The organism is Halosegnis longus (genome assembly GCF_009663395.1).
GTDB lineage: Archaea > Halobacteriota > Halobacteria > Halobacteriales > Haloarculaceae > Halosegnis > Halosegnis longus.
Window position 1 is genome coordinate 1,083,426 of record NZ_QKNW01000001.1, and the last position, 24,614, is coordinate 1,108,039.

A 24,614-nucleotide genomic window follows, 5' to 3' on the forward strand; every position below is an offset into this window, starting at 1 on the left:
CGTGCCCCGGGCGCGACACGAGGGTATCGACCTCTACTACGAGCAGGTCGGCAGCGGCGACACCGTCGTCTTCCTCCCCGAGGCCGGACTGGGCGCGTGGTCGTGGGGGTGGCAACACGACGCCGTCGCCGGCCCGTTCGAGTCGCTCGTCGTCGACCCGCGCGGGACCGGCCGCTCCGACGCAGCCGACGACTACGCGGTCGAGACGCTGGCCGCCGACCTCGAAGCCGTGCTCCGGGACGCCGACGTACGCAGCGCCCACCTCGTCGGGCACGGACTCGGCGGAGCGGTCGCGTTGGCCTACGCCCGCGAGTACAACCGGGCGCGGAGTCTCGCGCTCGTGACGACACCCGCCGCCGGCGACGTGGTGGACACGGACGCCCTCGAACGGCTCTTCTCCGAGGAGTGGCCGTCGGTCGCCTTCTCCGAGTCGTACGTCGGGGTCGCGCCCCGCGACGAAATCGAGGGGTGGCGACGGCTGGACGATGCGGACGCCGACGCGCGCGAGCAGCTGTTTGCCGCCTACCGCGCGTTCGACCCCGGCGCGCTGTATGAGATTACCGTCCCGACGCTCGTGCTCGGGGCGCTCGATTCGCCGGTGGTTCCCGAACCGGCCTGTGAGACGCTCGCGCAGGGGCTTCCCCGCGGCGAGTACGAGCAGGTGGAGGGGCGACACCTCGCCCATCTCGAACACAGTCGCGCGGTGAACGACCGACTGCTGCAGTTTCTGGAGGAGTAGCAGGGAAACCGACTTTCGGGCGGGGCACGAACAGCGGGTATGACTCGGCCACGAATTGCACTGCTCAACACCGCCCACACCACACAGGACACCAGCCGGAACTTCCGGCGGGAACTCGACGCTGACCTCGTGGAGTTCCGACTCACCGACGGCGACCGCCCCGAGGGGTTCGAGTACGACGGATTCGTCGTCACCGGCTCCCGGTCGGCCGCCTACGACGACGACGAGTGGATACGGGCGACGAAGGCGTGGTGTCGGGGGGCCATCGACCGCGGCCTCCCCGGACTCGGCATCTGTTTCGGCCACCAGCTGCTCGCGGACGTGCTCGGCGGGCGCGTCGAGGCGATGGGCGAGTACGAACTCGGCTACCGGACGGTCAGCCGGGTCGCCGACGACCCGGTGCTGGAGGGGTTGGGCGATGAGTTCCTCGTGTTCACGACCCACTCCGACGTGGTGGTCGAACTCCCCGAGAGCGCGACGCTCATTCTGGAGAACGACTACGGGATTCACGGCTTCCGCGACGGCAACGTCGTCGGGATTCAGGCCCACCCCGAATACGACATCGACTCCGCGCGGATGGTGACGGAAGGGAAATCGCTCCCCGAGGAGCGAATCCAGTCCGTACTCGACGAGATTACGGAGGAGAACTACCGGCGCGCCTGCCGGTCGAAGCAGGTGTTCGAGAACTTCCTCGCGACCGTCAGGGAGCGCCAGCGGGCCTCGGCGTAGAAATCCGACGCGTTGTGGGGAAAGGAGTGTTTTTACCCCTCGACTTCTCATCCTCGTCCATGCTCGATTATGTCGATTTGGAGGCCGACCTCGACGCGGAGGAGCGACTCATCCGCGACACCGCCCGCGAGTTCGTCGAGGAGAAGGTCCGTCCCGACATCGGTGACCACTGGATAGCGGGGACCTTCCCGACGGAACTCATCGAGGAGATGGGCGAGCTCGGCTTCTACGCGCCGAATCTCGACGGCTACGACCTACCGAACGTCTCCGAGACGGCCTACGGCATCCTGATGCAGGAACTGGAGGCCTGCGACTCCGGACTTCGCTCGATGGCGTCCGTGCAGGGTGCCCTCGTCATGTATCCGATTCACTCCTACGGGAGCGAGGCGCAGAAGGACAAGTGGCTGGAGGCGATGGGTCGCGGCGAGAAGATCGGCTGTTTCGGCCTGACGGAGCCGAACCACGGCTCGAACCCCTCGGCGATGGAGACCCACGCCGAGGCCGACGGCGACGGCTACGTGCTCAACGGGACGAAGACGTGGATTACGAACTCGCCGCTGGCGGACGTGGCGGTCGTCTGGGCGAAAGACCACACCAGCGAGGATGATCCGGTGCGGGGCTTCCTCGTCGAGACGGACCGCGACGGCGTCGAGACGCCGAAAATCGACGAGAAGCTCTCGCTGCGTGCGTCCATCACGGGCCAGATCGAGCTCTCGAACGTCCACGTCCCCGAGGAGAACGTCCTGCCGGGCGTCGAGGGCATGAAGGGGCCACTCTCGTGTCTCACGCAGGCGCGATTTGGGATTGCGTGGGGCGCGGTCGGCGCGGCCCGCAACTGCTTCGAGACCGCCCGCGAGTACGCCACCGACCGCGACCAGTTCGGCAAGCCGATCGGCTCCTTCCAGCTCCAACAGGAGAAGCTCGCCGAGATGGCGACCCAGATTACCACCTCGCAGCTGCTCGTCCACCGGCTCACCGAACTCAAGGAGCGCGGTGACCTCCGACCGGAGCAGGTGTCGATGGCGAAGCGCAACAACGTCCGGATGGCGCGCGACCAGTCGCGCATCGCTCGCGAGATGCTCGGCGGGAACGGCATCACCGCCGACTACTCGCCGATGCGTCACATGGCGAATCTCGAAACCGTCTACACCTACGAGGGGACCCACGACATCCACTCGCTCATCATCGGCCACGACCTGACCGGGATTCCGGCCTTCCAGTAGAGTTGGCGAACAGGTGGCCCGTGGCCGGCGGCGACGGGCGGGCCACGCTCCCGCCGTGACCCGTCGACGCGACAGTTACGTCACGCGCGGATTGCTTCGGTTTCGGATTTGAACGTACGCCGTCGCGTTTGCGTGGAATTAAGCCGGCGGGTGCAAATTTTGCGACATGGAGACGCTACTGCTCGACCCCGACGACGTGTCGGCGGGCGCACACACTTCGGAGCTCATCGTGGCCGTCGAAGAGGCGTTCGCGGCCTACGAGCGCGGCGACATCAAGATGCCCGCGAAGTCGTACATCGACCTTCCGGAGTACAACGGCGACTTCCGGTCGATGCCGGCGTACATGAAAGCCGACGACTGGGACGCCGCCGGTATCAAGTGGGTGAACGTCCACCCGGACAACCCCGACGACTACGACCTACCGACCGTGCTCGGGACGATGATTTACTCGGACCCGACGAACGCCGTCCCGCTCGCCATCATGGACGGGACGACGCTGACGCGCAAGCGCACGGGCGCAGCGGCCGCCGTCGCGACCGACCACCTCGCCGTCGCAGACGCCTCGACGCTCGGCATCATCGGCGCGGGCGTCCAGTCGTACACCCAACTGGAGGCCATCAGCGAGGTGCGCGACATCGAGACGGTCGTCGTCTCGGACCTGCGCGAGGAAGCCGTCGAGCGGTTCATCGACCGCTTCGGCGACGAGTTCGACGTGCGCGAGGGGTCACCCGCGGAGGCCGCCGCCTGTGACATCCTCTCGACGGTGACGCCCGTCGAACACCCAATCGTTCCCGACGAGGCCGTCGGAAAGCACACCCACATCAACGCGATGGGAGCCGACGCGCCCGGCAAGCACGAAGTCGAGGACGCGCTCTTACAGCGGGCGACGCTCGTCATCGACGACTACGAGCAGTGTACCCACTCCGGAGAAATCAACGTCCCATGGTCGCAGGGACTGCTCGACGACGAAGATATCTACGGTGAGCTCGGTGCCATCGTGACCGACAAGCTCCCCGCCCGCGGCGAGGAGGGCGGCCCGACCGGCGTCACCGTCTTCGACTCGACCGGCCTCGCGATTCAGGACGTGGCCGCGGCCCACGTCGTCTACGAGCAGGCGACCGAGCGCGATATCGGCACACCGTTCCAGCTGGTCGACACGCGCGTTTAAGCAAGCAACTCTTTCATCGGCGGCAGGTCCCAGCCTCTCGACACCGCGAGCAGCCGCGTGCCGACCGTCACGACCACGCAGACGACGGTCGCCCCCCGGAGACCAAGACCCGTCACGGCGACGTAGCTTATCCCGCCGAGCACGGCGGGTATCGCGTAGATATCCTCAAGCAGGACGAACGGCGAGCGGTCAAGCAGCAGGTCGGTCAACGCGCCGCCGCCGACGGCGTTGATTGTCGCGACGGCGACGACACCGAACGCAGACAGTCCGGCGTCGGTGGCGACGATACTCCCCGTGGCGGCGAACGCGCCGAGGCCGGCGGCGTCGGCGAACTGCGTCGCCGGGTGTCTGTCCGGGTCGCTGATGACGAGCGCGAGGCCGACGGCGAGCGCGACGCCGAGCAGCCCGTAGCTGAGATTCGACGCCGTCTGCACGGACAGCGGGATTCGGTTGACGAGGATATCCCGTGTTGTCCCGCCCCCGAAGGCCGTGACCAGCCCGACGACCACGACGCCGAAGGGGTCGAAGCCGGCACGGATGCCCTTCGTCGCACCGACGAGGGCAAACGCCACCAGTCCGATTGCGTTGACGACGGCGAAGGCGGAGTCGACGACCACCTCACTCACCCCAGAACTGTTCGAGGCCGAACGAGAGCATATCCGGCGAGACCGGCTGGAACTCCTCGCGCTCGGGGCCGAGATACTCCCGGACCGAGTCCCACGAGTCGCGGGCGTACCGCGCGTCGAGCAGGACGCGCACGCCCACCTCCTCGGGACCGCGAATCACTCGTCCGATTGCCTGTCGCGCCTTCCGGACCGCCGGCACCGTCAGCGCCGTCTCGAACCCGTCGCCGAACTCGCGGTCGTAGGCCGTCCGCACCGCGCGCGTCCGCGGCGACGCCGTGTTCACGATTGGGACCCCACAGACGACGGCGGCGGCGAGTCGGTCGCCGCGATAATCGACTCCTTCGGTCAACGTTCCCCGCAGCGAGGTGACGAGCACCTTCCCCTCGCCGCGGAAGAACTCGGCCTTGAGCCGTTCGGTGGCGTCGTCGCCGCTGGACTCGTCGATGAGCACCTCCTTGTCGAGGGAGTCGAGCACGCCGGCGGCCCACTCAGCCTCGGCGTATGAGGGCATCCCGACGAGGACGTTGCCCGGCGACTGTGCCACCTCGCGGAGCGCGTTCGCGTACGCGCGGCGCGTCTCGTTCTGTGGCTCCGCTCCCGCGTCTGCCGGCGCGGTCGCCGGCGGAGAGCCGCGGTTGTCGTGGGTGAACTTCGGCACGTCGACGGCGAAGGAGGCGCGATTTGCTTCGGGGAAGCTCAGTCCGTACTCCCGCTGTTCGACGGGTCGGCCGTCCGCTGCGAGGTCGGCGAGTCCGGACACCTCCTCGAACACGTCGAGCGGGGCGAGGGTCGCGCTCATCAGGACGCCGCCGCCGAACTCGCCGAGTCGCTCGGCGATGGCGTCGCCGGGGACGCAGTTGTGGACGGCGAGCGCGGCGTTGTAGACACCCCGCCAGCCGTTGGTCGCGTCGGCGTCGGCGTACGTACGGTCGAGTTCGATTTCCCGGAAGTGGTCGGTGTGGTCGTTGCGGTACCACGCGCCGAGCACCCGGCCCGCACCCGGAGCGGCGCGGCGGGCGTCCTCGTCTTCGGCCTCGTCGAGGATGCGCCCGACGACCGCCCCGACCGTTTCGGCGCGCGACCAGACGGCGTCGGTGTAGCCCTCGGACTCGGCCCACTCCGTGATGGCGTCCACGCCGGGCTGTTCGGGGTCACGGAGGGGAATCTCCTCGTCGGGGAGGTCGGTCGGGTCCGCGCGCCAGCCGCGGTGTTCGGCGTCGAGATGCGACTCGACGCGGTCGGCGATTTCCTCGCGAAGGTCGCGGATGAACTCACGGAGGGTCGCGAGTTCGTCGACGGACACGTCGCTCTCTTCGAGTTCGGCGCGAATCAGGTCACGCGCCTCCGACAGCCCGGCCGTCGTGCGTTCACCCTGCTTTCCGTCGAGGGTGAGCGGCTGGAGGACGCGCGCGAGTTCGCTCTCGGCGTCGCGCAGGGTGGCGTCGCCGACGCGCTCGGAGACCAAGTCCCGGACGCGGGGTTCGAGCATGTGCGCCTCGTCGCAGACGACGAACGTCGAGTCGTCTAAGAGCGCGCCCGTGAAGGAACCGACCGTCGTCGGGTCGAAGGCGTGGTAGTAGTTGCCGATGACGACCTCCGCGTGTCCCAAGATTGCGCCCATCATCGAGTGGGGACAGGTGCCGTGGCTCGCGGAGAGACGCACGAGGTCGTCGCGCTCGATGAGTCCCTCGTCGGTGAAGTCGAACGGGACGGCCTCGGCGGGGTCACCCTCCTCGGGCAGGTCGTCGAGATACTGGGCGTAGAAGGGACAGTACTCCACGCCGCCGTCGGTCTCGACCGTGTCGGGGGGATACGGCGTCGGCTCGCCGAGCACCTCCATGAACTGCGCGGGCGTGTCGGTACCGGAGTCCGCGAGCCCGACCTGCTGGCTCCGGGCGCGGCTGGCGAGCGAGCCGGCTGTCGTCTCGTCAGTCAGCCCGCGGGTGCGGTCGCGCAGCCCCTCACACCGGTCGTAGACGTTCGTATCGTCGATACCCGCCCGCGATTCGATGTTGTACGGGCACACGTCGGCCTTGCCGACGAGCGTCATCGCGGTGACGGGGTCGTAGTCGGCGGGCAGATTCTCGTTGAGCGTCCGGAGGTCGGTTTCGAACTGCCGTAGCTGCTGTTTGACGCTCGTGAGGACGACGACGCGCTCGTAGTCGGAGTCGGGGTCGCGGGTGAGGTGGATGCCGGCGGTGAGGGCGAGCATCGTCTTGCCCGTGCCGCAGGCCCCTTCCAGCGAGAGGAAGCCTGAATCGCGGGCGACGCTAACGGCGGCGTCGATGCCGTCTTCCTGTTCGGAGTACGGCTCGTCGTGGCCGAAGATGTCCCGCCAGTCGTCGCGCGTCACGGTCGCCTCGTCGTCTGGTCTGGCCACGGATGTGTAGTGGTCACGGCTTCGGACAAAAACCTCCTCACCGTCGCCGCGGCGATTCGACGTCGATGTCCAGCTCCTCGAGCACGGGCCGCATCTCCTCGCGCTTCTCCTGGTGCTCTTCTAAGAACTCGGCCATGAGTTCGGCGGCCTGCTCCTTGCAGCCGCCACAGAGCCGCTCGCCGCCGACACACTCCTCGTACACCTCCGTCGCGAACTCGTCGTCCTCGCCGGCCAGCAGGTAGGTGTACAGCTCGTAGACGGGACACTCGTCGGCTTTTCCGCCGAGTTCACGCTGCTTTTCGGCGCTGGTGCGCCCGCCCGTCGTCGCGGATTTCACCTTCTCGTAGCCGTCCTCCGGGTCGTCGAGCAGGCTGATGTGGGAGGCCGGAATCGAGGAGGACATCTTCCCGCCGGTCAGCCCGGTCATGAACCGATTGTAAATCGAGGAGGGGGCGATGAAGCCGTAGCCGCCGTGGTCGAGTTCCACCTCGCGGGCGAGCTCCTCGGCGGCGTCGGCGTCGAGGTCGAAGGTGTCGATATGGCCCTCGAAGACGCGTTTCTCCCCGTCGATGGCCTCGATGAGCGCCTCGAAGGCCTCGTCGGTGGCGTTGCGATTGAGGAACCGGACGCGGGGGCGAATCGGCTCCTTGCCCGCGTTGTCGAGTTTGGGGAGGACGCTCGTGCCGGCCTCGTCGGCGTGGTGTTCGCGGAGATAGTCGGCGGCGTCCTCACACCGGATATCGTCGTCCTCGATGGCGTCGTAGGCCGCGCGGATGAGCACGCGCTCTGCGGGGTCGGCCTCGAAGCTGGCGTACGCCTCCGTCACGCCGAAGTAGCGGGTCCGGTCCGCGAGGTCGCGCGCAAACCGCATGTGGGGGTCCTGGTCCGGGCCGACCGGGATGACGGTCGGCTTCGGCTCGTCGAGTTGCGGGTAGAGGATGTCGGCCATCTGGGTGACGACCGACTGCATGTGTGAGATGTTGGTCTCGCCGTCGAAGCCGTACAGCGCCTGCATCTCCGAGAAGTTCGCTTCCGCACCCAACTCGAAGGCGAGGTTCTGGAGCCGCTCGTTGCCCGACTGTCGATAAATCTCGCCGTCCTCGGGGTCGAAGCCGAGCGCGAGCAGCGAGAGCAGATACTCCTCGGTGTGGCGGTCGATTTCCGCCCACGAGAGCCCGCGGGCGGAATTGGCTTCGAGGTCGGCCACCAGCGCGTAGGCGTCGCCGCCCTGCTGTTGGTGGTAGATGATCTCCTCGATCATCAGCTTGTGACCGATGTGTGGGTCGCCGGTGGGCATCCACCCCGAGAGGACGGCGAAGGGGTCGTCGTTGGCCATCGCGTCGGCAATCGGGCCGTAGTCGCGGTGGCCGAAGACGACGCCCCGGCGCATCAGGTAGTGGGGGTTGGGCACCTGCGGGAGCACGTCGTCGAACTCCTCGATGCCGAACTGCTCGAACAGCTTTCGGTAGTCGTCGACGCTCGCGGACCCCCACGGATCGAGGGTCACGTCGTCGGCACCGGCTGCACTCCCGCCGTCGGGCATCGCCCGCCCTCCGTCGTGGTCGTCGTCGGACCACTCGCTTCCGTCGGAGTTCGTCCGACGAGCCTCGTGGTCGCTTCCCGACCACTCACTCCCGTCCGATAACACGTTCTCGCGGGACGGAAGCGACTCACCCTCGTCGTGGTCGTCGTTCATACATCGACCTCGGCGGTTCGGACAAAAAGCGGTTCGTTCGCGTGCACTCGTTCACACGCGGGGACAAGAGCCAAATACGGGTCAGGGCGTGAGCCGCTGGACCGAGAGCCACGCCACCTCGCCGTTGGGGTCCACGTCGGAGCCGTGGCTGGTGCCGTCGGTGAGGGCGAACACCATCTCCTTGCGGACGCCGTGGGCGAGTCGCACGTCAAGCGAGAGGTCGCGGGGGGCGAAGGTGTGTCCGTCCGGGAGCACGCGGACGAGCCGCTCGGAGTGCCCGAGGTCGTCGACGGACGAGACGTCCGCGTAGGTGCGGAAATCCGCGCCGAACTTGAATCCCGTCTTGGGGACGATACCGCGGGCACGGAGCGCGGTGTAGACGGTGAGCCGGCGGTCGAAGCGGTCGCCTTCCGTCTCGCGTCCCAGTTCGAGGACGGCCTCGCGTCCGCCCGGAAACGAGAGGACGCCCTGCTCTGCGAGGTACGCGGCCTCGACGAGCGAGAGCTGGATGGCGGTGCGGTCGTCGTCCAGCGGCTGCCCGTAGAAGCCCTGCGCGTAGAGCCACTCCGGAGGTTCCCAGACGGCGACGCGGTCGTCGAGGAGCGCGGCCTCGATGCCGTGTTCGGTGTGGTCGGTCGCGGTACCGGACACTTCCGGCACGCTCGTCTCCAGATACGTCAGCTCGGACTCCTCGTCGACGACCGCGAGCACCACGTCGCCGAGGTCGGCGGCGGGGACGGTCTCGCGCTCGGCGACGACGCGGACGCGGTACTCGACGGCGTCGTCCCACGGTCCCTTGCCCCGGGGGTAGACGACGAAGTCGATGCCGTCGGCGTCGTCGGCCCAGCCGTCGCGGGCGGGCGTGAGATAGAAGCCGCGGTCGCGGAGGTCCTTGTAGACGAGAAACCGGGAGGCGAGACCGCCCTCGGCCTCGAAGAACTCCCGAAACCCCATCCCCTCGACGGCGTCGAGGTCGCCGCGAAAGAGGAGGTGGGCGGCTTCGACGCGCGAGAGGTGGAGTTCACCGTCGACAGGGTGGCCGTAGCCGCGAGCGTCGTAGAACTGCTCGCGGCCGGCGTGGCCGACCTGCACCGTATCGCCCTCGACGTGTGCCTGCATACCTGGCCCACAGACGCGCCCCGTCAAAAACCTACGGAGACGCGCATGCGGCGTCGAGACACCGACCGTCGACGGTCGGCAGCCCGCAGTCGCAGACGCCGTCACACACCTCGTTCGGGAGCGGGACCGACACGTCACAGTCGGGGTAGCCGTCACACCCGAGCAGGAGTCCGCCCGCCCGAACGACGCGCATGTCTCGCCCGCAGTCGGGACAGTCGAACTGTCCGTCGAGTTCCGCCTCGATTGCGGCGTCGAGTGGCTCGCAGGCGCGGTCGGCACACACCTCGACGGTGACGCCCCGCGTCACCTCGATACGCGGTAGCCCACACGCGCAGGCGTCATCGAGGACGGTCGCGCCCGCAGGTAGGGCGTGCTCGCGGTCGCAGTCCGTGCACGCGAGCCGCCCAGAGCGCTCGACCAGCGCGCCGGTGCAGTCGGGACACGGGCCGGCGGCCTCCCCGGCGGGCGAGACGGGAATCCGCACGTCGACGCTGGTCTCGTGGAAGGTGACGCGCAGGCGGTCGTCGCCGTCGCGAGCCTCGACCGTCGGCGGGGAGCCGACCGCCATCGAGGTGTCCGGACGGGTGAGCCACGCGACGGGGCGGTACCCCGCGGCGTCGTGGACGAGAAGGGTGTCGTCGGGCTTGCGCAGACAGACGACGCGGCCGCGCTTCTCGTAGGAGCGGTTGCCGTCGAACGTCGTCGTGCAGTCGCCGGCCAGCAGGTGTGCGTGCATGGGGCCGGTGGCGCGGCATCATATATCAACCGTCGCCGACGAGCCGCTCCTTCTGGCGGCGCGAGAGCTGTTTGATTTCGTACTCGCGGGACATGGCCGCGCCCTTGGTGTCGAACGCCTCGGTGTGGCGGAGTTCGACCGGCGTGCGCCCGCGGGTGTACTTGCTCCCCTCGCCGGCGTCGTGTTCGGCGACCCGCCGCTGTACGTCGGTCGTGTAGCCGGTGTAGAAGCTCCCGTCGGCACACTCGATGACGTAGACGTAGTGTGGTGTCGTCACTGGCCGGTCTAAGAGGGCACCCCCGTTAGTTTGGGGGCAGTACGACGCCGTCAGATTTGCGACTGAAACGCACGTTCCTGTGAAACCTCGGCGATGCCTGCGTTCGCCGAGCAGTTGGGACAGGCGCGGAGCGCGCCGTTGTCGTCGGTGAAGACGCGGGCGAATCGCTCCGAGACGTGCGCGTCACAGTGGTCACACGTTGGCATGGTCACCCGACGCGGAGGAAGCCGCATCGGTATTAAGACTGTGGGGTCGAGCACTCATATACCCTCGCTCGGCGGTCATCGAACTGACCGTTCATTCGGTTCGTGCTCGGTCGATTGCACGAGCGATAAGCCCCGCCTGTGCTCCGGCGACGAATCCCGCATCGATGTTGACGACGGACAGCGGGGTACACGACTGTAACATCCCGTCGAGGGCCGCTTCGCCCTCGCCAGCGTGCCCGTAGCCGTTTGATACCGGGAGTCCGATGACCGGCGCGTCGACGAGACCCGCGGTGACCGTCGGAAGCGCGCCCTCTCTGCCGGCGGCGACGACGAGTACGTCCGACTCGCGAATGCGGTCGAGCTGGTCGAACAGCCGGTGGATGCCGGCGACGCCCACGTCGTCGACGCGGTCGATGGTCGCCCCCATCTCGCCGGCGACGACGGCGGTCTCGCCGGCGGGAATCGCGTCGGACGTGCCCGCGGTGACGACCCCGACGGTCGCGTCGAGGGTCGGGGGGTCGTAGTCGGACGCGTGGACGACGACGGTCCGGGCGCGGGCGTCGTGGTCGACGGTCGCGTCGGGAACCTCGTCGCCGACCGCGCGGTCGATGGCGTCGGCCGTCTCGTCGTCGAGTCGGGTGACGAGCGCGTGGCCCGTCGCGTCCACGGCGTCGAGCGCGAGCGCGACGATTTCGGCGGTCGTCTTCCCGTCCGCGAGGATACCTTCGGGGATGCCGGTGCGGCTGGTGCGGGCGGCGTCGAAGCGACCGCCGTCGCCGGTCGCGTAGCCGCGCAGTCGGCTCTCTGCGGCCGCGGGCGAGCAGTCGCCCGCCGCCACGCGTTCGAGGAGTTCGCGCATAACCGTCGTTCGGGACGGGGGGTTACGGACCTGTCGTCGTTATCAGAGGGTTCTGCCTGATTCTACAGCGGAAAACGGGGGTGTGACGGCCCCTACCGCCAACGAATCAGGAAAGTATATAAGTCGGCTCGAAGTACGCCGTGGTGTAATGGCAGACCTAATCGTCAAGGCCGCAGTGAAGGACGAACTCGATGAGATGAACGTCGCCTCCGACTTCTACGAGGCACTCGACGCGGAAGTCGAGGAGCTGCTCGAGGACGCAGCGCGACGCGCCGACGCGAACGACCGGAAGACGGTCCAGCCGCGCGACCTCTGATAACGGCTCCCCGCGTTTCCATTCTTTCGACGCTACTCCGACAGCGGCGGCGCTCGCCGTTCGACGCCGTCCGCGCGCCCGACGAACACCGCGTCGGCCAGCCCGACGAACAGCCCGTGCTCGACGACGCCCGGAATCGCCGACAGCGTCGCGGCCAACGGTTCAGGGTCGATGGCCTCGAACGCGCAGTCGAAGACGAGGTTTCCGTTGTCCGTGACGACGGGACCGTCCTTGCGTTCTGCGGCCCGGAGCGTCGGCTCGCCGCCGGCCTCGCGAATCGCCGCCGCGACCGGCGCGCGCGCGTCCGGCAGGAACTCGACCGGCACCGGTCCGGCGAGCGCGTCGGTTAGCTTCGAGTCGTCGGCGACGACGAGCAAGCGGTCGGCCGCGCTGGCGACGTATTTCTCGCGGGCGTGGGCCGCGCCCCCGCCCTTCACGAGGTCGAAGCCCGCGACCTCGTCGGCCCCGTCGATGGCCACGTCGGGCGTCGCCTCGTCCAGCGTCGTCAGCGGAATCCCGACCTCGCGAGCGAGGTCGCGCGACTGGAACGAGGTCGGTACCCCCCGAATGTCGAGCCCCGAATCGACCGCCCGCCCGAGCGCGCGAATCGCGTGAGCGGCGGTGCTCCCGGTGCCGAGTCCGACGACCTCGCCGTCGGTCACGCGGTCGGCGGCCGCCTCGCCGGCCCGTCGTTTCGCCTCGTTCGAGCCACCCGTCCGTTTCATGTCGAGTCGTCCACCCGCATCCGTGGAAAAGCCTCGGATAGTTCCTGTCGCCGTCGATACAGAATCACGCGTCAGGAACGACTCTTTGTGCTCGCGGCCGTCTACTCGCACATGACGCGGACACTCCTACTTGCTGGCGTGGGCGAGCGAATCGGTGCCGGGGTCGCGCGGCGGTTCGGTGCGGCCGGCTGGCAGGTGGCGCTCGTCTCGCGGTCCGGAGCCGAGGAACTGGCGGACGACCTCGATTCGGCCGTCTCGATTCGGGCCGACATCACCGACGAGGGCGAGGTGAACCGGGCGGTCGCGGAGACGCGGGAGGCGTTCGGAAGCGTCGACTGTCTCGTCTGTAACGCCAGCGGCGGGGGCGGCAACCCCATCGAGTCGGCCGACGCCGCGACGCTCGAACGGCTGTGGCAGGTTCGGACGCTCGGCACCTTCCGCCTCGTGCAGGCGTGTCTGGATGACCTCCGCGACGGCGGGACGGTGCTCGTCTCGGGCACCACCTACGCGAGCGAACCGGCTCCCGAGCAGGTGGAGTGGGCCAGCGCCGCGCCCGCGACCCGCGGATTGTCTCGGACCCTTGACGCCGCAGTCGAGGGAGTGCAGGTGACCTACGTCGAGATTGCGACGGCGGTGCGACCCCCGGACAGCGACTTCCCCGGCGCGGTCGGGAGCGACGACCTCGCCGACCGGTATCTCGAACTCGCGGAGGCGTCGGGCGCGGTCCCGACTCGGGTGCGGCTGGACACCCAGTAGTTTTGTCGCGGGCCACGAAGCGGAGCCATGTTCGGAACGAGCGGAATTCGCGGGCCGGTCGGGGAGACGGTGACGGCGGCGGTCGCACTCGACGTGGGACGCGCGCTCGGAGCGCACCTCCGGACGCGCGGCGACCCCCGCCGCGTCGTCGTCGGCCGGGACCCCCGAGAGTCGGGCACGCTCCTCGTCGATGCGCTCGCCGCGGGCCTGCGCGAGACGGGCGTCGACGTGCTGGACGCCGGCGTCGCGGCGACCCCGACCGTCGCGCGGGCCGTCGGCCCGATGGACGCCGGCGCAGGTGTCGTCGTCACCGCGAGTCACAACCCCGCACCCGACAACGGCATCAAGCTGTGGCAGCCGTCGGGACAGGCGTTCGACGCCGACCGCAGGGACGACATCGAGCGCCGCGTCACCGCGAGCGACTGGGACCTCGAAGCGTGGGACGGACTCGGCTCGCGGACGACGGTCGAGGCGACGACAGCTCACCGAGAGCGACTGGTCGAAGCGACCGCCCCCCTCGCCGAGCAGGTGGTCGTCGACCTCGGGAACGGGGCCGGCGGCGTCACCGTCGACGCGCTCACCGACCTCGGCTGTGCGGTCGAGACGCTGAACGCCCAGCCGGACGGAAGCTTTCCGGGACGACCCTCCGAGCCGACGGCAGCGAACTGCGAGTCGCTGGCCACGCTCGTCCGCGAGTCGGACGCGACGGTCGGGGTTGCTCACGACGGCGACGCCGACCGGCTGCGCGCCGTGGCTGGCGACGGGACCTACCTCTCGGGCGACGTGACGCTGGCGCTGTTTGCGGCCGACGCCGCGAGCGCGGGCGACCGGGTCGCCGTGCCCGTCGACACGAGTCTCGCCGTCGAGGAGTATCTCGCCGAGCGCGGCGTCGGTGTCGAGCGCACGCCCGTCGGTGACACGTACGTCGCGGCGGCGGCGACAGCCCCGGACGTGGCCTTCGGCGGCGAGCCGTCGGGCGCGTGGATTTGGCCGGACGAGACCCTGTGTCCCGACGGTCCCTACGCGGCCTGTCGGCTGGTCGCGCTGGCAAGCGAGCGTCCGCTCGCCGAGCGCGCGAGCGAGATACCGACCTACCCAATCGAGCGGGGGAGCCGCACGGTCGAGGGGAAGACGGCGGTGATGGAGCGGGTGCGCGAGCGGCTGCTCGCGGCGTACGACGAATCGCGCGTCTCGACGCTCGACGGGGTGCGCGTCGAGACGGACGACGGGTGGTTCCTGCTCCGGGCGAGCGGGACCCAGCCGCTGGTCCGGGTGACGGCCGAGGCCCGCGAGAAAGAGCGGGCCGCGGCGCTGTTCGAGGAAGCGAGCGAGTACGTAGAAACCGCGAGCGGGCGTTAGGTTCGCCGGGTCGAGCGGGCCTGCCGCACGTCTGCGCCGTCGCGAATCTTGTCCTCACACTGCGGACAGACGCGCGGGGCGTCGACGCCGTTCGGTGTGAACACACGAGCGTACGCTGCCGTCACGAACGAACTGCAGTTCTGGCATTCCGGCATGTGTGTAAACGAACAGCACAGTTCATAATAACGGTACTGTGTCAACTGGTACCACGATTCGTGGACGGCGGGACGACGGTTCCGGTCGTTTCACCGTATTTTATCACCGATGACACAACGTTCATAGCTCGGTAGCCCCGTTTTGATGTATGAACGAGTCTGTGGTGGGGAGGCTCACGGACCAAGCGACGTTCGCGGCGGCGGCGCAGGACCCCGGAACCCCGGAGTGGGTGCGAAATCACTGGGAGACGTTCGAGGAGAGCATGACCGGCGAGGTCGACGGCTCGCCGTTCCCGTGTTTCTTCGGCGCGGAGTCGGTCCGCCAGGGCGACCCGCTGTACACGGCCGTCGGGTCGATGTCCGACCCGGACGCGCTCCGGCAGTTGGGAACGACGCTGCTGGAGTATCTCGACACGTGGGAAAATCACAGCGACCGGGCCTCGCTCGTCGCCGTGTTCCGCCCGCCCGCAGAGCCGTGGACCGAACGCGAGTACCACGAGGCGCTGTGGAACATCCTCCAGTTCCTCCACGTCCACGACCCGGAGCCGTGGCCGACAGGGATTCCGACCGACACCGATCACCCGGAGTGGGAGTTCTCCTTCGGCGGCGAGCCGATGTTTCCGACCTGTCGGGCCCCCTTCTACGAGGAGCGCCAGAGCCGCTACTGTCCGGTCGGACTCGAAATCACGTTCCAGCCGCGCGCGCTGTTCGAGAAGCTGAACGTGACCGCAGACCACCCGACCGGCGAGCAGGCGCGTGAACTCATCCAGCGCCGACTCGAGGAGTACGACGGCGTCGCCCCCCACCGGTTCCTCGGCGACTGGGGCGTCGAGGGCGACCGCGAGTGGCACCAGTATATGCTCCCGGACGACGAGTCGCTCGCCCCCGATTCCCCGCCGATTCACATCACGCGCGACCACCCGAAAGGCGAGCCAATCGAGCGCCCGGAGCGGGAGCTACTCGCATGAGCGTCCTGTTGCTCGTCGACCTCCAGACCGGCTTCGACGAGCCGCGGTGGGGCGAGCGCAACAACCCCGACGCCGAGGCGCGCGCTCGCGAGCTGCTGACCGCGTGGCGCGAGCGCGGCGACCCCGTCGTCCACGCTCGCCACGACTCGACGGAACCGGACTCACCGCTTCGTAGCGATGCCTCGGGCTTCGCGTGGAAGGAGGGATTCGAACCCGAGGGCGAACACGTCGTCACCAAGCAGGCCAACAGCGCGTTCATCGGGACCGGGCTGGCCGAGTGGCTCCGCGAGCACGACGAGGAGTCCATCGTCATCGTCGGGCTGACGACCGACCACTGCGTCTCCACGACGGCCCGGATGGGGGAGAATCTCGGCTTCGACGTGCGGGTCGTGCGCGACGCGACGGCGACCCACGAGCGCGACCTCGACGGCGAGCGGTTCGACCCCGAGACGGTTCACCGGACCGCACTCGCACAGCTCTCGGGTGAGTTCGCAGACGTCGTGACGACCGAGTCGCTACTCCAGCCGCTCTAAGACGGCCTCGGCGTCGTAGGACGAGGAGAGTTCCCGCGAGCGACCGCGTCCCTCCACCTCGGCGTACTCGGCGTCGATGAGACCGAGCTGGTCGAGTTTGTTGATAATCTCGGAGTAGCGGGTGTAGCCGAGGTCGGTGGCGTCGTGGAAGGGGTCGTACACGTCGCCGGCGCGCTTCCCGTCGTGTTCCGCGAGCGTGCGGAGGAACGCCTGTTCGGACTCCGAGAGCCCGCGCAGATGTCGCGAGAGGTGGACGTGTTTCGCCTTCTCGTACGCTTTCTCCACGTCCTCGACGCTCACCTCAGTGGAGCCGCGCATCTCGGCGTTGAGCCCGGCCCGCCGGAGGAGGTCGATACCCACCCGGAGGTCGCCCCCGGAGTCGGCGGTGCGTTCCGCGACGGCATCGAGAATCTGTGGACCGACCGCTCCGTCCACGAAGCCGCGTTCGACGCGCTCGCGAAGGATATCGACGATTTCCCGCTCGCCGTAGGTGTTGAAGTACACCTCCTCGGGCCGGAACACCGACTGGACGCGCCCGTCGAGGTCGGCGATTACGTCCAAATCGAGGTCGGAGGAGACGACGACGACGCCGATTTTCGCGCCCGACTGCGCTTCGTGAGCGCGCAACAGCGAGTAGAGCGTCTCGGAGGCCTCGTTCTCGTAGAAGAGGTAGTTCACGTCGTCTAACGCGACGACGAGCACCTCGTCGTCCTCGACCAGTCGCTCGGTGATCTGGCCGAACAGCTTCTTGAACGAGATGCCCGAGGTCGGCGGCTCGTAGTCGAACAGCCCCTCGAAGACCCGCGAGAAGACGGAGTAGCGGGTCGCGTCCACCTGACAGTTGACCCGCACCGTCTGCACGTCCGAGACGCCCGCGAGTTCGTCGAACAGCTTCTGGACGGCGGTCGTCTTCCCCGTGCCCGGGGGACCGCGCGCGAGGACGTTCAGGGGGCGCGAGCCGCGGACGGCGGGCCGGAGCGCGTACTTCAGCGTCTCCATCTGCTCGCCGCGGTGTTGGAACGTCTCCGGGACGTACTCGAAATCGAAGACCGTCTCGTCGCGGAATACGGACTCGTCCCACCCGAGCATATCCCCGCTCATTCTACTTTCACCTCGCTACCCGGACATGATAAAGCTGTGGGCGGAGCGGGGAGTCGGTTCGCCGTCGCTGTGGCAGTCACTCGAACTTGTCCAGTAGGTCGTCGTAGAACATCTCACCCGAATCCTCCGCTAATTTCTCGACGATCAGCTCCGGGGTCGAGCGCGCGAGCTTGTTCTTGACGGGCGAGCGATTCACGCGGAGTTCCCCGTCCTCCAAGCCGACGGCCTCGATACCGTCGACCTGTACGTCGAACGCGCAGGCGTCGCGAATCTCGCCCGCGAGGTGGGAGACGAAGACGGCAGTCGAATCCGACTCGTGGAGCGCTTCGAGGATGCCGGCGATGATGAGCGCGCTCGCACCCGGCTCGGTGATGGATTCGAGTTCGTCCACGAGCACGAGGCGGGTGGCGTCGCCCGTCGCGAGGTCGCCGAACTCCCGGAGCGTGGACTCGAAGGCTCCCGCATCGAGGGTCCCCTGCGACTTGGCCTGATAGTGGAGCGCCTCGAACTGCTCGATTCGGACCTCGTCGGCGGGCACGGGCATCCCCATGTGTGCGAGCACGGCTACGAGCCCGACCAAATCGAGCGTCGAGGTCTTGCCGCCGGAATTGACACCCGAGAGCAGCGCGACCCCGCCGACGGCGTAATCGACCGGCTCCACGTCCTCGAAGGCCACGTCGAGCAGGGGCGACCGACCGCCCTCGATGGCGACGCCGGAGCCACCCATCTCGGCGACGGTGCAGTCGTACCGGTCCGCGAAGCGGGCGACCGCGAGTTCCACGTCGAGTTCGAGCGCGGCGTCCACGAGGTCGGCGGCCGGCTCACGGAGGTCGGCCAACTGCTCGGCGAGCTCCTGTTTGAGCCGGGTGGCGCGGCGGTCACGCTCGGCGGTGAGCTCCTCACGGAGTTTGCTCACGACGCGCTCGTCGTGCTCGACGGGGAAGGTGGGGTCGTCGGGGAAGGCGGTGCGGGCGCGGGCGGCGTGGTCAGAGAGCGAGAGGGTTTCGACCAGTTGGTCGCGGGCGGCCTCGATGGCGTCGCTGTACTCGTCGGCGAGTTCGCGGTCAAGCAAGGAGTCGACGCCGGCACCGCGTTCGACAAGCGAGAGCAAGTCCCCACCCTCGATGGTCACGTCCCGCTCCTCAATGGCCTCGCGGAGGCGGTCGTTGGCGGTGTTTTCGGCCATCGAGACGGCGGCGTCGAGGTCGTCGACGGCGACGGAGAGCCGGTCGAGTTCGTCGTCGTCGGCGACGGTCCCCTCCTCGGTGAGTCGCGAGAGGGCATCCTCGACGGTGTCGGTGTCGAGGGGCGCGTCGATGCCGGCGGCGTCGTGGACGCGTGCCGCAGCCCGGACGGAGTCGCGGTTGCGGGCGAAGAAGGCGAGTGCACGCTCGGGGACGACCGAGACGGGGTCGTCGAACGCGTCGGGTTCGACGCGCACGTCACCCTCCACCTCGATGCCGGCGAACGACTCGTCGAGCGCGATAACGGTCGCGTAGCCGCGCGCGAGTTCCGCTAAGTCGCGGGCGTCGTCAACGAGTTCGACGGAGAGTTCGGGGAAGGCGTCGCTCGCTCGCGAGTAGGTCTCGGCGTCGCTGGTGGCGAGACAGCGGTCACGCACGCGCACGTCACGCGGCTCTGCGAGCGGCGTCACGTCGGCGAGGGCGTCGGCCACCTCGGGTGTGGGGTCGCGGGCGAGCGCGCGGTCGGTGAACTCCCGGGTCTCGGCGAGGCGGCTCTCGCTCGCCGATGGGTAGAACGTTTCCAACCGCTTGGCGGCGTAGTCGGTGACGGTTTCGGCCTGCAACAGGGCGAGCGCGTCGTCGTAGAGTTCGCGGGCGCGGTCGGTTGCCAGGAAGTCGTCGGCGTCGCCGTGGCGGGCGCGGATGGCACCTCTGGCGATGCGGGCGGCCTGCCCCTCCGAGACCTGTGGTGCGCGGGCGATTGCGGCCACGTCGCCGCGTTCGAGGGCGGCTTCGGCGTCGTCGAGTTCGCGGAGCCGCGCGGCGGTCTTCGCTCCGACGCCGGGAACCGATTCCAACTCCATTGGCGGGTGTGACGGCCCCCGCGAGAAAAACCCTTAGTCCTCGTGGGCGTCCGTGCCGGGACCACAGCAAGCGGTCCGTCGACCCGACCGTCAGCGACGGAACACGTCGTAGCGTATCGTCACGAGCGGGACGCCACAGAGCCGGATGTACTGGCGGGCGACGGCGGCCGGCTCGCCGGGGGCCGGCTGGACCCGAAACCGCTGGTCTGCCGGGAGTGATATCGCCCCGACCGGCGTGGTGAGATACAGCCCGCCGTCCGGACAGTCGGTCGTGAGTTCGATTCCCGCGTCGTCGTTGTGGACGGCGAGCACCGTCGAGAGGTTCGCGCTCGGGAGCGGAACGGCGATGTCGACGCGGCGGTCGTCCTCGCGCTCGTAGCTGGCGTAGATGGCCGTGAAGACGCCGGTGCCGTCCGGCTCGGTCCGAATCCAGAGTCGCGGGGCCTCGCGCGGGTCGCGGCTCGCGGCCGGCTCGGCGAGGGTCGCGAGGTCGCTCTCGACGCGTTTCGCCGCGTCGCCTGGCCCGGGGAGATTTAGCTGTTCGACCCGGCTCGTCAGCCGGGAGGCGGCTCGTGCGCCGAGTCGGAACGGCCGATACCACGTCGCGTCGACCCGCATCTCGAACTCGCTCGTCTGTTCGTACAGCGCGCGCACGTCGGGGTGGACGCGGTCGGGGTCGAACGACTCGCTCTCGTACGCGTCGAGGGAACCCATCTCGCCGGGGACGGACGCCCCGCGGAGGTCGCGGCGGTCGGCCCAGTCGCCGCCGATGTAGCTGTCGCCGAGAATCGGGCTGAGGGGGACCTCGCGTGCGCGACGGCGAGCACGAATGAGGGCGACAATCCCGGCTACCGCGGCGAGGATCACGCCGGCGAGGAGGCGTCGAATGCGGGACACGCCGGAGCTACGTCTCCACCGGAGTTAAGAGCGGGCCACGCCTGCCCCCGGATATGAAGAGAATCCTCCACACCGACGACGCGCCGGAAGCCGTCGGCGCGTACAGCCAAGCGACGACGAACGGCGACCTCGTCTTCACCGCCGGCCAGATTCCGCTCACCCCCGACGGTGAGCTTCGCGACGAGGCGTCCGTGGCCGAGCAGACCGAACTCGCGCTCTCGAATCTGGAGGCCGTGCTGGCGGAGGCGGGCGCAGCGCCGACGGACGTGCTGAAGACGACGGTGTTTCTCGCGGATATCGACGACTTCGACGAGATGAACGCGGCGTACGCAGAGTTCTTCGACTCGGAGCCGCCGGCGCGATCGGCGGTGCAGGCGGGCGCGCTTCCGAAGGGCGTGGCCGTCGAAATCGAGGCGGTCGCCAGCGTCGAGTAATGGAGCCGGTCGTCCGGGAGAGCGCGCTGTGGGGAGTCACGAGCGGGCTGCTGTTCGTCGTGCTCGCGTTCGGCTACCGGCTGGCGACCGACGCCGACCTCTCGGTGCTGTTGGCGCTCGTCGTCGGATGCCTCGTCGGCACCACCACCGCGGGGCTGTCGTATCTCGTGGACAGACGCTTCCCGTGACCGTCTCGAAACGCTTTACACGACGAACGGGGTAGGAACGACCGGGCCGGGATGGCCGAGTGGTAAGGCGCACGCCTGGAAAGCGTGTTCCATTATGGATCCAGGGTTCAAATCCCTGTCCCGGCGTTTTCACCGACGAACTACGTCGAGAGCGGTTCGCTCGGCGTTCGCTGTGAGGAACCGTTCTGGAGTGTGTATGAGTATATAAACACTCGTTCGGATCCCGCAGTGGGTACGATACGACACACCATACCAATGTATACGACAGTGAAGAAATCCGGTGTCTGCTGTCGGTTTTCTGGTGGTGACGGCTCCGCGTCACGCGGACGCCGGAGAGCCAACACCATTATATTTATATAGAACCGTGAGCAATTCTCCAACCACATGAGTCAACAGCGAATGCAGGGCCAGCCGATGGTAATTCTCGGTGAGGACTCCCAGCGGATGAAAGACGAGGATGCGCAGGGACACAACATCTCGGCGGCACGCGCCGTCGCCGAGGCCGTGCGTTCGACCCTCGGTCCGAAGGGGATGGACAAGATGCTCGTCTCCTCGATGGGCGACGTGACCGTCACGAACGACGGCGTCACCATCCTCCAAGAGATGGACATCGACAACCCGACGGCCTCCATGATCGTCGAGGTCGCCGAGACACAGGAAGACGAGGCCGGCGACGGCACGACGACGGCCGTCGCGGTCGCGGGTGAACTCCTCAAGAACGCCGAGGACCTCCTCGAGCAGGATATCCACCCGACGGCCATCATCAAGGGGTTCCACCTCGCGAGCGAGCAGGCCCGCGAGGAAATCGGCAACCTCGCCGAGTCCGTCGACCCGACCGACACCGAGCGGCTTCGCAAGGTCGCGGAGACCTCGATGACGGGCAAGGGCGCGGAACTCAACAAGGAGCTGCTCAGCCGGCTCATCGTCGAGGCCGTCGAGAGCGTCACCGTCGAGGCCGAGGACGGCAGCCACGTCGTCGACCTGGAGTACATCAACATCGAGACCCAGACCGGCCGTTCCGCCAGCGAGTCGGAACTCCTCAACGGCGCCGTCATCGACAAGGACCCCGTACAGGAGTCGATGCCGACGAACCTGACGGACGCGAAGGTGCTGCTCACGAACTCGCCCATCGAACTGGACGAAACGGACGTGGACGCCGAGCTCCAGCTCGACTCCCCGGACCAGCTCCAGTCGTTCCTCGACAGCGAGGAAGAGCAGCTCCGCGCGAAGGTCGACGCCATCGCCGACACCGGCGCGGACGTGGTCTTCTGTCAGAAGGGCATCGACGACATGGCCCAACACTACCTCGCCAAGCGCGGCATCCTCGCCGTGCGCCGTGTCAAGAAGTCCGACATCGCCTTCCTGAAGGAGGTCACGGGCGCGAGCGTCGTCTCCGACATCGAGAACGCCACCGCCGACGCGCTCGGCACCGCCGACATCTCGCGTGACGACGAGGACGAACTGTTCTACGTCGAGGGCGAGAACAGCCACGGCGTGACGCTCCTGCTTCGCGGCTCCACCGAGCACGTCGTCGACGAGCTCGAACGCGGTATCGGCGACGCGCTCGACGTGGTCGCGACGACCGTCTCCGACGGCCGCGTGCTGTCGGGCGGCGGCGCAGCGGAGGTCGAGGTCGCTTCCCGACTCCGCGACTACGCCGACTCCGTCGAGGGTCGCGAACAGCTCGCCGTCGAGGCGTTCGCCGACTCGCTCGAACTCATCCCGCGCGTGCTCGCCGACAACTCCGGGCTCGACTCCATCGACACGCTCGTCGACCTGCGTGCGGCCCACGCAGACGGCGACGTGCACGCCGGACTCGACGTGTTCACCGGCGACGTGGTGAACACCTACGACGCCGGCGTCGTCGAGCCGGCCCACGCCAAGGAGCAGGCGATTTCGTCCGCCACCGAGGCCGCGAACCTCGTGCTCAAAATTGACGATATCATCTCCGCCGGCGACCTCTCCACCGAGGGTGAGGAGGACGAAGGTGGTGCACCCGGCGGCATGGGTGGCGGCATGGGCGGTATGGGTGGCATGGGCGGCATGATGTAACCCCACTTTTTGCACTTCCTTCGCGCGCTTGCAGCGCGCTCAGTCTCTGCTCACGGGCGCAATGCGCCCGTTCGCACGGCCTGCGGGAACTGCGTTCCCGCATCGAGGCAAAAACTGGTTGAAAATATGCGGTCGTGCTCCCGTCACGAGCCTCCCTGCGGTCGGCTCGTGGTGGTCCGCGCGCCCTACGGCTCACGCCTCCGGCGTTCGCCGCGTAGTTTCTTTCGATGCTGACTGTACAGCAGCCGCGACGGCACAGCCACAGCAACGGCACAGCCACAGCGACGACAAAATCCTACTCGGGAGCCTCGTACTCCTCGGCGAGCAGGCCGTATCGGAGCACGTCGATGCGCTCGCCGTCGACGAACGCCTCCTTTCGGCGGCGACCCTCCTGCACGAACCCGACAGACTCCATCACGCCGGCCGAGGCGTCGTTCGTCGCGTACACGTCACCGGTGAGCTTCGCGACGCTCGCGGAAGGCGTGTTGTGCGAGTAGATGCAGCGCCTCGCTCGTGTAGCCGTTCCCCCAGTGTTCGGGGTCGAGATAGTAGCTGATGTTCGCAGCCCCCCACGTACCGGGGTCGTCCATCCCGACTGTGCCGATTCCTTCGCCGTCGAGACCGATGAGTAGCGTAGTGCCGTCGTCGTCGCTCGTAATCCACTCCTTTTCGTCGTGGAGGGCAACCGGAGTCGTCATCCCGAGGTCCTGTCGGACGGCCGGCTGATTGACCAACTGCTGGATGGTCTCGGCGTCCGACTCCTCGATGACGTGGAGATCGATGCGGTCACCCTCGATGAACACGGGACCGGGCATACCCTCGCTGGGACGCGGGCCGCAAAGAAGCTACTTCGAGTGTGGTACGCGAACGCACATTTCCACCCGAAACGGTGGCGTTTTCGGTATATAGCCGACCCCTGTTCAGTTGCGACGAACGGGAGTCTCCTGTCGGGCGAACTTCCCCCAGAGCGCGCGGCGGTCGGCCGCCTCGCGGTACAGCCGTTCGCGCAGGCGGTTGTAGTCGCTGAACTGCCGGAGGAAGTCGAGCGTCTCGTCGGATTTCGGCGGCGCGAGGTCGCTCCGCTCGAACGCCTGCTCGATGGCCTCGCCGAAGGAGTACACCTGCTCGTCGGTGATGAGGTGTGCCCCCTCGCGCCAGTCGTCGGGCAGCCGCTCACGCTGCTCGTCGTCGAGGTCGGAAAAGCCGATGACGGCGAGCTCGGAGTGGTCGATGAGCCGCTGTGCACACCACGTGCAGAAACCGCACTCGTCGTCGTACACGAACGTCGCTGACTCCGTCATGAGTCGAAATACGCGGGCGATAGC

Annotated in this window: 28 protein-coding genes and 1 tRNA gene; 13 read left to right on the forward strand and 16 right to left on the reverse strand. The window is 68.1% G+C overall.

The genetic code is table 11. The features are described 5' to 3' along the window. The first annotated feature begins 1 nt into the window (after position 1). The 4 genes from DM818_RS05935 (at position 2) to DM818_RS05950 (ending at position 3,859) form a co-directional block, all read left to right on the forward strand. Positions 2-739: an alpha/beta fold hydrolase gene (locus DM818_RS05935; protein ID WP_123123605.1), complete on the forward strand. Its 738-nt coding sequence runs from the start codon at positions 2-4 to the stop codon at positions 737-739. A gap of 39 nt (positions 740-778) precedes the next feature. Beyond that, complete coding sequence (locus DM818_RS05940; RefSeq protein ID WP_153952434.1) at positions 779-1,468, forward strand: type 1 glutamine amidotransferase; 690 nt, start codon at positions 779-781, stop codon at positions 1,466-1,468. Between the two features lie 59 nt (positions 1,469-1,527). Then, the gene (locus DM818_RS05945) at positions 1,528-2,691 is read left to right on the forward strand and encodes an acyl-CoA dehydrogenase family protein (RefSeq protein WP_123123604.1); all 1,164 of its coding nucleotides are present in this window, start codon (positions 1,528-1,530) and stop codon (positions 2,689-2,691) included. Between the two features lie 166 nt (positions 2,692-2,857). Next, entirely contained in the window at positions 2,858-3,859 is a 1,002-nt protein-coding gene (locus tag DM818_RS05950) for an ornithine cyclodeaminase family protein (protein WP_123123603.1), read from the forward strand. On the opposite strand, the gene DM818_RS05955 is transcribed toward DM818_RS05950, so the two are convergent. The 8 genes from DM818_RS05955 to larB all read right to left on the reverse strand — a co-directional run bounded on the left by DM818_RS05955 (position 3,856) and on the right by larB (position 11,758). Beyond that, a complete protein-coding gene (locus DM818_RS05955; RefSeq protein ID WP_123123602.1) occupies positions 3,856-4,485 on the reverse strand; it encodes a trimeric intracellular cation channel family protein in 630 nt (209 codons plus the stop codon). The genes DM818_RS05950 and DM818_RS05955 overlap by 4 nt on opposite strands. Further along, positions 4,478-6,865 (reverse strand): ATP-dependent DNA helicase, encoded by a 2,388-nt coding sequence (locus tag DM818_RS05960; protein WP_234953679.1) that lies wholly within the window; start codon positions 6,863-6,865, stop codon positions 4,478-4,480. Before DM818_RS05960 ends, DM818_RS05955 begins: the two co-directional genes overlap by 8 nt. Before the next feature lie 37 nt (positions 6,866-6,902). After that, positions 6,903-8,408, reverse strand: a complete 1,506-nt coding sequence (locus tag DM818_RS05965; protein WP_233571982.1) for a tryptophan--tRNA ligase — start codon at positions 8,406-8,408, stop codon at positions 6,903-6,905. Positions 8,409-8,642: 234 nt separating this feature from the next. Continuing rightward, a complete protein-coding gene (endA, locus tag DM818_RS05970) occupies positions 8,643-9,680 on the reverse strand; it encodes a tRNA-intron lyase (RefSeq protein ID WP_075937640.1) in 1,038 nt (345 codons plus the stop codon). Positions 9,681-9,711: 31 nt separating this feature from the next. After that, positions 9,712-10,416, reverse strand: a complete 705-nt coding sequence (locus DM818_RS05975) for a topoisomerase DNA-binding C4 zinc finger domain-containing protein (protein WP_075937639.1) — start codon at positions 10,414-10,416, stop codon at positions 9,712-9,714. 25 nt (positions 10,417-10,441) lie between these two features. Further along, positions 10,442-10,693: a GIY-YIG nuclease family protein gene (locus tag DM818_RS05980; protein WP_075937638.1), complete on the reverse strand. Its 252-nt coding sequence runs from the start codon at positions 10,691-10,693 to the stop codon at positions 10,442-10,444. Positions 10,694-10,743: 50 nt separating this feature from the next. Beyond that, positions 10,744-10,899, reverse strand: a complete 156-nt coding sequence (locus tag DM818_RS14910) for a DUF7563 family protein (protein WP_172977292.1) — start codon at positions 10,897-10,899, stop codon at positions 10,744-10,746. 91 nt (positions 10,900-10,990) lie between these two features. Beyond that, positions 10,991-11,758, reverse strand: a complete 768-nt coding sequence (gene larB, locus DM818_RS05985; RefSeq protein WP_075937637.1) for a nickel pincer cofactor biosynthesis protein LarB — start codon at positions 11,756-11,758, stop codon at positions 10,991-10,993. Positions 11,759-11,906: 148 nt separating this feature from the next. Between larB and DM818_RS05990 the strand changes: the two genes are divergently transcribed. Beyond that, positions 11,907-12,074, forward strand: a complete 168-nt coding sequence (locus DM818_RS05990) for a DUF1931 domain-containing protein (protein ID WP_075937636.1) — start codon at positions 11,907-11,909, stop codon at positions 12,072-12,074. Between the two features lie 32 nt (positions 12,075-12,106). On the opposite strand, the gene rpiA is transcribed toward DM818_RS05990, so the two are convergent. Further along, positions 12,107-12,799, reverse strand: a complete 693-nt coding sequence (gene rpiA / locus DM818_RS05995; protein WP_153952435.1) for a ribose-5-phosphate isomerase RpiA — start codon at positions 12,797-12,799, stop codon at positions 12,107-12,109. A gap of 111 nt (positions 12,800-12,910) precedes the next feature. Between rpiA and DM818_RS06000 the strand changes: the two genes are divergently transcribed. Together DM818_RS06000 and glmM are read left to right on the forward strand one after the other, a co-directional pair. Further along, positions 12,911-13,555, forward strand: coding sequence for an SDR family oxidoreductase (locus DM818_RS06000; RefSeq protein WP_153952436.1), 645 nt, complete (start codon positions 12,911-12,913; stop codon positions 13,553-13,555). 27 nt (positions 13,556-13,582) lie between these two features. Next, the gene (glmM, locus tag DM818_RS06005) at positions 13,583-14,914 is read left to right on the forward strand and encodes a phosphoglucosamine mutase (protein WP_153952437.1); all 1,332 of its coding nucleotides are present in this window, start codon (positions 13,583-13,585) and stop codon (positions 14,912-14,914) included. On the opposite strand, the gene DM818_RS15430 is transcribed toward glmM, so the two are convergent. After that, positions 14,911-15,069 carry a DUF7563 family protein gene (locus DM818_RS15430; RefSeq protein ID WP_172967107.1) on the reverse strand — a complete coding sequence of 53 codons (159 nt, stop codon included), beginning with the start codon at positions 15,067-15,069 and terminating at the stop codon, positions 14,911-14,913. The two genes, glmM and DM818_RS15430, sit on opposite strands and share 4 nt — an antisense overlap. A 149-nt stretch (positions 15,070-15,218) precedes the next feature. On the opposite strand from DM818_RS15430, the gene DM818_RS06010 reads away from it, so the two are divergent. After that, complete coding sequence (locus tag DM818_RS06010) at positions 15,219-16,037, forward strand: YqcI/YcgG family protein (RefSeq protein ID WP_153952438.1); 819 nt, start codon at positions 15,219-15,221, stop codon at positions 16,035-16,037. After that, the gene (locus DM818_RS06015; RefSeq protein WP_153952439.1) at positions 16,034-16,570 is read left to right on the forward strand and encodes a cysteine hydrolase family protein; all 537 of its coding nucleotides are present in this window, start codon (positions 16,034-16,036) and stop codon (positions 16,568-16,570) included. Before DM818_RS06010 ends, DM818_RS06015 begins: the two co-directional genes overlap by 4 nt. On the opposite strand, the gene DM818_RS06020 is transcribed toward DM818_RS06015, so the two are convergent. The 3 genes from DM818_RS06020 to DM818_RS06030 form a co-directional block, all read right to left on the reverse strand. Beyond that, on the reverse strand, positions 16,553-17,671 hold the full coding sequence (locus tag DM818_RS06020; protein ID WP_153952440.1) for an ORC1-type DNA replication protein: 1,119 nt from the start codon (positions 17,669-17,671) through the stop codon (positions 16,553-16,555). The genes DM818_RS06015 and DM818_RS06020 overlap by 18 nt on opposite strands. A 76-nt stretch (positions 17,672-17,747) precedes the next feature. Next, complete coding sequence (locus tag DM818_RS06025; RefSeq protein WP_153952441.1) at positions 17,748-19,718, reverse strand: MutS-related protein; 1,971 nt, start codon at positions 19,716-19,718, stop codon at positions 17,748-17,750. Between the two features lie 90 nt (positions 19,719-19,808). Beyond that, positions 19,809-20,615 (reverse strand): hypothetical protein, encoded by an 807-nt coding sequence (locus tag DM818_RS06030; RefSeq protein ID WP_153952442.1) that lies wholly within the window; start codon positions 20,613-20,615, stop codon positions 19,809-19,811. A gap of 53 nt (positions 20,616-20,668) precedes the next feature. On the opposite strand from DM818_RS06030, the gene DM818_RS06035 reads away from it, so the two are divergent. From DM818_RS06035 to thsB, 4 genes are all read left to right on the forward strand, one after another. Beyond that, positions 20,669-21,049, forward strand: coding sequence for a Rid family detoxifying hydrolase (locus tag DM818_RS06035; RefSeq protein ID WP_075937627.1), 381 nt, complete (start codon positions 20,669-20,671; stop codon positions 21,047-21,049). Then, entirely contained in the window at positions 21,049-21,237 is a 189-nt protein-coding gene (locus DM818_RS06040) for a hypothetical protein (protein ID WP_153952443.1), read from the forward strand. The genes DM818_RS06035 and DM818_RS06040 overlap by 1 nt, the downstream gene beginning before the upstream one ends. Positions 21,238-21,282: 45 nt before the next feature. Continuing rightward, a tRNA-Ser gene (locus tag DM818_RS06045) sits at positions 21,283-21,363 on the forward strand. A 258-nt stretch (positions 21,364-21,621) separates the two neighbouring features. Continuing rightward, the gene (thsB, locus tag DM818_RS06050; protein ID WP_075937625.1) at positions 21,622-23,289 is read left to right on the forward strand and encodes a thermosome subunit beta; all 1,668 of its coding nucleotides are present in this window, start codon (positions 21,622-21,624) and stop codon (positions 23,287-23,289) included. Between the two features lie 295 nt (positions 23,290-23,584). Here the strand turns inward: thsB and DM818_RS06055 are convergent, their stop codons facing one another. From DM818_RS06055 to DM818_RS06065, 3 genes are all read right to left on the reverse strand, one after another. After that, a complete protein-coding gene (locus DM818_RS06055; RefSeq protein WP_153952444.1) occupies positions 23,585-23,737 on the reverse strand; it encodes a GNAT family N-acetyltransferase in 153 nt (50 codons plus the stop codon). 1 nt (position 23,738) lies between these two features. Then, entirely contained in the window at positions 23,739-24,104 is a 366-nt protein-coding gene (locus tag DM818_RS06060) for a GNAT family N-acetyltransferase (protein WP_153952445.1), read from the reverse strand. 105 nt (positions 24,105-24,209) lie between these two features. Further along, entirely contained in the window at positions 24,210-24,590 is a 381-nt protein-coding gene (locus tag DM818_RS06065) for a DCC1-like thiol-disulfide oxidoreductase family protein (RefSeq protein ID WP_075937623.1), read from the reverse strand. Positions 24,591-24,614: the final 24 nt, after the last annotated feature.

Coding starts and splice junctions, on each gene's coding strand:
- DM818_RS05965 (WP_233571982.1), bottom strand. CDS start 8,408: ATGCCCGACGGCGGGAGTGCAGCCGGTGCCGACGACGTGACCCTCGAT.
- glmM (WP_153952437.1), top strand. CDS start 13,583: ATGTTCGGAACGAGCGGAATTCGCGGGCCGGTCGGGGAGACGGTGACG.
- DM818_RS06010 (WP_153952438.1), top strand. CDS start 15,219: ATGAACGAGTCTGTGGTGGGGAGGCTCACGGACCAAGCGACGTTCGCG.
- DM818_RS06000 (WP_153952436.1), top strand. CDS start 12,911: ATGACGCGGACACTCCTACTTGCTGGCGTGGGCGAGCGAATCGGTGCC.
- larB (WP_075937637.1), bottom strand. CDS start 11,758: ATGCGCGAACTCCTCGAACGCGTGGCGGCGGGCGACTGCTCGCCCGCG.
- thsB (WP_075937625.1), top strand. CDS start 21,622: ATGAGTCAACAGCGAATGCAGGGCCAGCCGATGGTAATTCTCGGTGAG.
- DM818_RS06025 (WP_153952441.1), bottom strand. CDS start 19,718: ATGGAGTTGGAATCGGTTCCCGGCGTCGGAGCGAAGACCGCCGCGCGG.
- DM818_RS15430 (WP_172967107.1), bottom strand. CDS start 15,069: ATGCCGGAATGCCAGAACTGCAGTTCGTTCGTGACGGCAGCGTACGCT.
- DM818_RS06020 (WP_153952440.1), bottom strand. CDS start 17,671: ATGAGCGGGGATATGCTCGGGTGGGACGAGTCCGTATTCCGCGACGAG.
- DM818_RS05950 (WP_123123603.1), top strand. CDS start 2,858: ATGGAGACGCTACTGCTCGACCCCGACGACGTGTCGGCGGGCGCACAC.
- DM818_RS05945 (WP_123123604.1), top strand. CDS start 1,528: ATGCTCGATTATGTCGATTTGGAGGCCGACCTCGACGCGGAGGAGCGA.
- DM818_RS05990 (WP_075937636.1), top strand. CDS start 11,907: ATGGCAGACCTAATCGTCAAGGCCGCAGTGAAGGACGAACTCGATGAG.
- DM818_RS14910 (WP_172977292.1), bottom strand. CDS start 10,899: ATGCCAACGTGTGACCACTGTGACGCGCACGTCTCGGAGCGATTCGCC.
- DM818_RS05975 (WP_075937639.1), bottom strand. CDS start 10,416: ATGCACGCACACCTGCTGGCCGGCGACTGCACGACGACGTTCGACGGC.
- DM818_RS06065 (WP_075937623.1), bottom strand. CDS start 24,590: ATGACGGAGTCAGCGACGTTCGTGTACGACGACGAGTGCGGTTTCTGC.
- DM818_RS06060 (WP_153952445.1), bottom strand. CDS start 24,104: ATGCCCGGTCCCGTGTTCATCGAGGGTGACCGCATCGATCTCCACGTC.
- rpiA (WP_153952435.1), bottom strand. CDS start 12,799: ATGAAACGGACGGGTGGCTCGAACGAGGCGAAACGACGGGCCGGCGAG.
- DM818_RS06035 (WP_075937627.1), top strand. CDS start 20,669: ATGAAGAGAATCCTCCACACCGACGACGCGCCGGAAGCCGTCGGCGCG.
- DM818_RS05940 (WP_153952434.1), top strand. CDS start 779: ATGACTCGGCCACGAATTGCACTGCTCAACACCGCCCACACCACACAG.
- endA (WP_075937640.1), bottom strand. CDS start 9,680: ATGCAGGCACACGTCGAGGGCGATACGGTGCAGGTCGGCCACGCCGGC.
- DM818_RS06040 (WP_153952443.1), top strand. CDS start 21,049: ATGGAGCCGGTCGTCCGGGAGAGCGCGCTGTGGGGAGTCACGAGCGGG.
- DM818_RS06015 (WP_153952439.1), top strand. CDS start 16,034: ATGAGCGTCCTGTTGCTCGTCGACCTCCAGACCGGCTTCGACGAGCCG.